Raw genomic sequence first — 6,465 nt, forward strand, 5'->3', positions numbered from 1 at the left:
CGGATCACGGCGTTCCCCTCAAGCCGCCCTATATGACCGCGAACGCCCGTCTCTTCAAGGTTTGCCGGGCCGGCGCCTCATGAAGCGGGGCGATCAACGGCGCGGCGGTAGACCTCGAAGGTGGCCGCCACCATGGCGTCGAACGCGTAGAGCCGGCGCGCCCGGTCCCCAGCGCGCTCGCCCATGGCTCTGAGCTCCGCCGTCGGGGTTAGCGCGATCCGTTGCAACGCCCGGGTCCAGGCCGCCACGTCTCCCGGCGCGATCAGGTCTCCGCCAACGGCCGGATCGACCGTCTCCCTTGAGGCGCCGAGGTCCGAGGCCCAGACCGGGCGGCCCACCATCTGGGCCTCGACCGCCGTGCGGCCGAAGCTCTCCGCCTCCAGCGAGGGGGTGCAGATCACGTCCGCGGCCAGATAGGCGGCCGGCATGTCGGCCACCTCGCCGACGATGCGCACGGAGTCCCCCAGGCCGTTCGCGGCGATCATCGCCTCCAGGTCGGCGCGGTAGGCGGTCCGGCCCTGGTCGTCGCCGGCGAGGATCAGCACCTTCGGCGGCCGCACCGCGGCCCAGGCCTCGATCAGGACCCGTTGCCCCTTCCAGCCGGTCAGACGCCCGGGCAGCAGCACGATCCGACGGTCGTCGTCGGGCGCCAGGCCCCAGGCGGCGCGCAGGGCCGCGACCCGTCCCGGGTCCGGCGCCCCGGGGTTGAAGCGGCCGGCGTCGACCGCCTCGGGGACGAGCGCCACCCGGGCCGGGTCGACGCCATGCTCGGCGAGGATGTGATCGCGCGTGAAACCCGAGTTGGCGATCACCAGATCGGCCCGGGTCATGAGCGAATTATAGGCCCGCTTGAGCCCGTTCCGGGCCGAATAGATGCCGTGATAGGTCGAGACCAGCGGCAGGCCGGTGCGCCGCGCCGCCATCAGGGCGCTCAGCGCCGGGGCCCGCGAGCGGACATGGATCACGTAGACGCCCTTGCGCCGGGCGATGTCCGCCAGCCGCCCCGCGTTGGCGAGGATGGTCAGCGGGTTCTTGGACGCGACCGGGATCCGCACCAGCAGGCCGCCGTCGTCGCCGACCCGCTGCTCCAGCCGCCCGCCCTCGCTGGCCACCACCGAACGCGCGCCGGCGGCGGCGAGGGCCCGGTTGATGTCGAGCGTCGCCTGTTCGACGCCGCCCGAGTTCAACTCCGGCGTCACCTGCAGCACGGTGAAGTCTGGCGGTAGCGACATCGGAACGGGCCCCTCGATGCGGACAGGCGGTTTGGCCTTCGCTTCGCTTGCCGTCGTTCGCTATCAGTCCGTGAACGATTTCGCGAGAGGGCCCGCCGATGGACGACCTGCAACGCCTCGACAGCCCCGACGGGGAGAGCCTCGCCCTCAAACGGGTCGCGGGCGCCGGGCCGACGGTGGTCTGGATCGGCGGCTTCCGCTCCGACATGGAGGGGACCAAGTCGCTGGCGCTCGACGCCGCCGCCCGCGATCGCGGCTGGGCCTATCTCCGCTACGACCATTTCGCCCACGGCCGGTCGAGCGGCGACTGGCGCCAGGCGACCATCGGCCGCTGGCGCGACGACGCCATCGCCCTGATCGACAGCCTTGAAGGGCCCATCATACCGGTCGGCTCGTCGATGGGCGGCTGGGTCGCCCTGCTGCTGGCCGTCGCCCGTCCCGGGAGGCTCGCCGGCCTGCTGCTGGTCAATCCGGCGCCGGACTTCACCGAGGACCTGATGTGGCCCGGCCTCGCCGACCACGAGCGTCAGGCCATCCTGCGCGAGGGCGAGACCCGCGTCGTCGAGGACGGGATCGGCGAATACGTCCTGACCCGCCGCATGTTCGAGGAGGCGCGCGGCTGGCTGGTGCTGCGCGGGCCGCTGCCCGTCGCGGCGCCCGTCCACATCCTGCAGGGCCGGGCCGACGACGTGGTGCCGTGGCGCCGCCAGATCGAGCTGGTCGGGCGCCTGACCGGCGGCGATGTGCGGCTGGACCTGATCGAGGGCGGCGACCACCGCCTGTCCGCGCCCGCCGACCTCGCCCGCCTGGTCGAGGCGGTCGAGGCGATGCGCCAGGCGGACGCCGGGGCGGCTACAGCAGGGCGGTGATCGCGGCCCGCGCCTGTTCGCCCAGGTCCGCCCGCTTCAGGGCCAGGGCGACATTGGCGCGCAGCAGGCCGATCTTGTCGCCGCAATCGTGGGTCACGCCGTCGTATTCGACGGCGGTGAAGCTCTGGTCCTTCATCAGCCGGGCCATGCCGTCGGTCAGCTGGATCTCGCCGCCCGCGCCGCGCTTCTGGTTTTCCAGAATGCCGAAGATCTCCGGCTGCAGGATGTAGCGGCCCGAAATCGACAGGTTCGACGGCGCTTCGCCGCGCGCCGGCTTCTCGACCATCCCCTTCATGCGGATGTGGCGGCCGTCGCGGTTTTCCGGGTCGACGATGCCGTATTTGTGGGTCTCGCTCTCGGGCACGGCCTCGACGCCGATGACATTGCCGCCGACCTCGGCATAGACCTCGGCCAGCTGCTTCAGCGCGCCGGGCCGGGAGTCGACGATCACGTCGGGCAGCAGCACGGCGAACGGCTCGTCGCCGATGATGTCGCGGGCGCACCAAACCGCGTGGCCCAGCCCCAGGGGCTGCATCTGGCGGGTGAAGCTCATCTCGCCCGCCGTGGCCAGTTCGGCGATCATGGCGTCGAGGATCTCGGTCTTGCCCTTGGCCAGCAGCTGGGCCTCCAGCTCGATCTGGTGATCGAAATAGTCCTCGATCGCCCCCTTCGAGCGGCCGGTGACGAAGACGATGTGCTCGATCCCGGCCTCGCGCGCCTCCTCGACGATATAGCTCAGGATCGGGCGGTCGACGACGTTCAGCAGTTCCTTGGGCGTGGTCTTGGTGCCGGGCAGCACCCGGGTGCCGAGGCCGGCGACGGGGAGAACGGCCTTGCGAAGGCGGCGGGTCTGGTCGGTCATGCGAATTCCTGAACGGCGGGGTCGGACAGCCTAACGCATAAGCGAGGCCGTGCGATCACTCCACCGTCACGGATTTGGCCAGGTTGCGCGGCTGATCGACGTCCGTGCCCTTCTGCACCGCCACATAATAGGCCAGCAGCTGCACCGGCACGGCATAGACCAGCGGTGCGATCAGCGAGTGGCACTCGGGCGCGTCGACCCGCCGGATGCCGGCCCCGTGCGGATCGGGGGCCGAGGCCGGGGCGATCATGATAACCGGTCCGCCGCGCGCCGCCACCTCCTGCAGATTCGACGCCGTCTTCTCGAACACCTCGTCCATCGGGGCCAGGGCCACGATCGGGGTCAGTTCGTCGACCAGGGCGATCGGCCCGTGCTTGAGCTCGCCGGCGGCATAGCCCTCGGCGTGGATATAGCTGATCTCCTTCAGCTTCAGCGCCCCCTCCATCGCCAGCGGGAACATCGCCCCGCGGCCGAGGAACAGCACGTCGGTGGCCTTGGCCACGTCATGCGCCACCGCCTTGAGGTCCTCGACCATCAGCATGGCCTCGGCGATCAGGCGCGGCGCCTCGAACAGCGCCTTGACCAGCTCGGCCTCCTTCGCCGCGTCGATCCTGCCACGCTGCACCCCGGCCGACACGGCCAGCGCCAGCAGGGCGGCGACCTGGGCGGTGAAGGCCTTGGTCGAGGCGACGCCGATCTCGGGCCCCGCGTGGGTCGGCCACAGCGTCCCGGCCTCGCGCGCCATCGACGAGGAATGCACATTGACGAGGGCCGTCGTCTGCAGCCCCGCCGCCTTGCACCACGACAGGCTGGCCAAGGTGTCGGCGGTCTCGCCCGACTGGCTGACCGCCACCGCCAGCGTGCCCGGCGTCAGCGCCGGCTGGCGATAGCGGAACTCCGAGGCGATCTCGACGTCGCACGGCAGGCCGGCCAGCTTCTCGAACGCATAGCGGCCGATCTGGCCGGCGTAAAAGGCCGTGCCGCAGGCGACGATCTGAATCCGGTCGATGGCGGTGAAGTCGGTGCCGTCGGTCTTGGCCTTGGCGTTCACGAAGTCGAGGTAGTGCGACAGGGTGTGCTGGACGCTGTCCGGTTGCTCATGGATCTCCTTCTCCATGAAATGCCGGTACTCGCCCTTCTCGACCAGGGCCGAGGAGGCCGAGACCTGCACGATCGGCCGCTCGACAGCGTTTCCGCCGGCGTCGAACATCCGCGCGCCCGAACGGTCGAGGCCGACATAGTCGCCCTCTTCCAGATACGAGATTTTCTGGGTGAACGGCCCGACCGCCAGAGCGTCGGAGCCGAGATACATCTCGCCCTCGCCCCAGCCGACCACCAACGGGCTGCCGCGCCGCGCGCCCATGATCAGCCCGTCCTCGCCCTCGACCAGCACGGCCAGGGCATAGGCCCCGGTCAGCCGGTCCAGCACCGTCTTGAAGGCCGCCAGCGGATCGTCGCCGCGCGACAGTTCGCGGTCCAGCAAATGCGCCACCACCTCGGTGTCGGTCTGGCTCTCGAACACATGGCCCTCGGCCGCCAGCTCGGCCTTGAGCTCGGCGAAATTCTCGATGATGCCGTTGTGCACAAGCGTCACCCGCCCGGCCTTGTGCGGGTGCGCGTTCTCGGTGGTCGGCGCGCCGTGGGTGGCCCAGCGGGTGTGGCCGATGCCGACAGTGGCCGCAAGCGGCTCGGCCGCCAGCACGGCTTCCAGCTCGCGGATCTTACCCTTCGCGCGTCGGCGTTCGATGCGGCCGTCGACCAGGGCCGCGACGCCGGCGGAGTCATAGCCGCGGTACTCCAGTCGCCTGAGACTGTCGATCAGACGGGGAACCGCCGGGCCCGTCCCGGTCACGCCGATGATGCCGCACATGAAGAAGACCCTCGGAAAATCTGGAGTTCCGCGCTTTGCGCGCGAACGGGGAACGGTCTAAGCCGACCCGGACTGTCGGACGCCGGTGTAGGCGACAGGCCGTCCGGTTTGCACCTAAAAAGCGGTTTCGCAAGGTTTCCGCGACCGCCAGCGAGGAAGACGACGCTTGGGCGAGAGACGCTATTTCGGCACCGACGGCATCCGCGGCCGCGCCAACACCCACCCGATGACCGCCGAGGTGGCCCTGCGCGTCGGCCTCGCCGCCGGCCGCCTGTTCATGTCCGCCGACGACCGCCGCCACCTCGTGGTGATCGGCAAGGACACCCGCCTGTCGGGCTATATGATCGAGCCGGCCCTCGTCGCCGGCTTCTCGGCCGCGGGCATGGACGTGCGCACCTTCGGGCCGCTCCCGACGCCGGGCGTGGCCATGATGACCCGTTCGATGCGCGCCGACATCGGGGTGATGATCTCGGCCTCGCACAACGCCTATCTCGACAACGGCATCAAGCTGTTCGGTCCCGACGGCTACAAGTTGTCCGACACGGTCGAGCTGAAGATCGAATCGATGATGGACCAGGCGCTCGACTCCGACCTCGCCCCGCCCGACGCCCTCGGCCGGGTCAAACGCATCGACGACGCCCAGGCCCGCTATGTCGAGATCGCCAAGGCCAGCTTCCCGAAGGGCCTGAGCCTGCAGGGCCTGCGCATCGCCGTCGATTGCGCCAACGGCGCCGGCTACAAGGTCGCCCCGACGGCCCTCTACGAGCTGGGCGCAGAAGTCTGCGCCGTCGGCGTCGAGCCAAACGGCCTGAACATCAACGCCGACTGCGGCTCGACCCATCCCGAGACCCTGGCCGAGGCGGTGCGCACCTATCGCGCCGACATCGGCATCGCCTTCGACGGGGACGCGGACCGGCTGATCATCTGCGACGAGAAGGGCCAGGTCGTCGACGGCGACCAGATCATGGCCCTGGTGTCGCTGGACTGGGCGCGACGCGGGCTGCTGAAAGGCGGCGGCATCGTCGCCACCGTCATGTCCAACCTCGGCCTCGAACGCCGGCTGCAGACCGAGGGCCTGACGCTGGAGCGGACCAGGGTCGGCGACCGCTATGTCATGGAGCGGATGCGTGAAGGCGGCTTCAATCTCGGCGGCGAACAGTCGGGCCACATCATCCTGCACGACCACGCCACCACCGGCGACGGCCTGCTGGCGGCCCTGCAGGTGCTCTCCGTGCTGGTCGAAAGCGGCAGGCCGATGAGCGAACTGGCGCGCCAGTTCGACACCGTCCCGCAGAAGCTCGAGAACGTTCGCTACACCGCCGGCCAGCCGCTGGACGACCCGAAAGTCAAGGCCGCCATCGCCGAGGCCGAGGCGCGGCTCGCCGGCCAGGGCCGCCTGCTGGTCCGCCCGTCGGGCACCGAAAAGCTGATCCGTGTCATGGCCGAGGGCGACGACGAGAAGCTGGTCAAGTCCGTCGTCGCGGAGGTGGCGGCGGCGGTGAAGGCGGCGGGCTAGGTTCTGAACCCATAAAGCTTGCGGTGACCCGGTCTCGCTGATTCAAGGATTCCGGAAGGAGCCTTGGCATGGCGCGATACGATCTGAGCGAGGTGGAGTGGCGGCTGATCGAGCCG

General features: G+C 70.1%; 5 protein-coding genes. 2 read left to right on the forward strand and 3 right to left on the reverse strand.

Annotated elements, in window-relative coordinates:
• Positions 1-77 precede the first annotated feature (77 nt).
• Entirely contained in the window at positions 78-1,232 is a 1,155-nt protein-coding gene (locus ACK4JY_RS12125; RefSeq protein WP_409606040.1) for a glycosyltransferase family 4 protein, read from the reverse strand.
• Between the two features lie 98 nt (positions 1,233-1,330).
• Between ACK4JY_RS12125 and ACK4JY_RS12130 the strand changes: the two genes are divergently transcribed.
• On the forward strand, positions 1,331-2,101 hold the full coding sequence (locus tag ACK4JY_RS12130) for an alpha/beta fold hydrolase (RefSeq protein ID WP_409606042.1): 771 nt from the start codon (positions 1,331-1,333) through the stop codon (positions 2,099-2,101).
• Here the strand turns inward: ACK4JY_RS12130 and galU are convergent.
• Together galU and glmS are read right to left on the reverse strand one after the other, a co-directional pair.
• A complete protein-coding gene (gene galU, locus ACK4JY_RS12135; RefSeq protein WP_409606044.1) occupies positions 2,085-2,963 on the reverse strand; it encodes a UTP--glucose-1-phosphate uridylyltransferase GalU in 879 nt (292 codons plus the stop codon). The two genes, ACK4JY_RS12130 and galU, sit on opposite strands and share 17 nt — an antisense overlap.
• A gap of 55 nt (positions 2,964-3,018) precedes the next feature.
• Complete coding sequence (glmS, locus tag ACK4JY_RS12140; protein WP_409606046.1) at positions 3,019-4,833, reverse strand: glutamine--fructose-6-phosphate transaminase (isomerizing); 1,815 nt, start codon at positions 4,831-4,833, stop codon at positions 3,019-3,021.
• A gap of 166 nt (positions 4,834-4,999) precedes the next feature.
• Here glmS and glmM point away from each other — a divergent pair, with 166 nt between their 5' ends.
• Positions 5,000-6,349 (forward strand): phosphoglucosamine mutase, encoded by a 1,350-nt coding sequence (gene glmM / locus ACK4JY_RS12145; protein ID WP_409606048.1) that lies wholly within the window; start codon positions 5,000-5,002, stop codon positions 6,347-6,349.
• Positions 6,350-6,465: the final 116 nt, after the last annotated feature.

The sequence above is a fragment of the Brevundimonas sp. genome, assembly GCF_046295595.1.
GTDB lineage: Bacteria > Pseudomonadota > Alphaproteobacteria > Caulobacterales > Caulobacteraceae > Brevundimonas.